Here is a 769-nt window from a genome sequence, read left to right on the forward strand (position 1 = left end):
AGTGACATCACCTGTCCAGACATGATTGGGCGATGTGGGGCTAAAGTTACGGTTCAGTATGTTGTCATGAGCTTTGTGTTCTTCATCACAGTGCTTGTATTTATGCGTCTTTAACTGACAGCTTTTAAGCCCCATGCTGCTCATAAGTTTACCTACCATATAACGGGTCAGCTTGATGCCGTGTTCATTCATTAGTATAGCGGCAATGCTGCGAGCGCCTGCTGAGCGCTTTGAGTCGTTAAATATTTGGCGGACTAATGCTTTAGTTTTGACGGCTTCAAGGCTGATGGGCTTGGGCTTTAGTCCATAGTAGTAACTGCTCCTCAATACCCCAAACAACTTGCATAAAAGGCTTTTACTGGCCCGTTTGTCTTGCTCTGCAAGCTTGCTTATCAGCGATAGCCGTTCAGGCTGTCCAAGGCCAGCAGAGCAGAAGCCTTTTTTAATATGTCGCGCTCCATAGTCAGCCGCTTAACCTGCTTACGCAATTCTTGAAGCTCGCGCTGTTCATCCGTTAAAGCGTTGCCGACTTTAGGCGCTTGGCCACTCATTTCTTGACGGTACTGACTCAGCCATTTCTGCAGGGTAGATTTGCCAATACCCAGTGAGCTTGCCACATCAGGTATGGTGCGGTTGTGATTAGTGACTAAGCTAATCGCTTCTAATTTAAATTCTCGGGTATATTGGTTGCGTTTGTTGGTCATACTATTTTCCTTCTTTGGGTTAGTATAGCCTCTTAGCAGTTGTCCAATTTAATTATGCCACTACA

Annotated in this window: 2 protein-coding genes; both read right to left on the reverse strand. The window is 45.6% G+C overall.

Going from position 1 to position 769, the window contains the following annotated elements:
* Positions 1-327, reverse strand: a 327-nt coding sequence (locus tag ACT3RM_RS18055) for an IS3 family transposase (protein WP_444511540.1), incomplete at its 3' end; no start/stop codon positions are given.
* 65 nt (positions 328-392) lie between these two features.
* A complete protein-coding gene (locus tag ACT3RM_RS18060; RefSeq protein WP_443531563.1) occupies positions 393-704 on the reverse strand; it encodes a transposase in 312 nt (103 codons plus the stop codon).
* Between the last annotated feature and the right edge of the window lie 65 nt (positions 705-769).

The organism is Pseudoalteromonas sp. AOP7-A1-14, assembly GCF_052376275.1.
Taxonomy (GTDB): Bacteria; Pseudomonadota; Gammaproteobacteria; order Enterobacterales; family Alteromonadaceae; genus Pseudoalteromonas.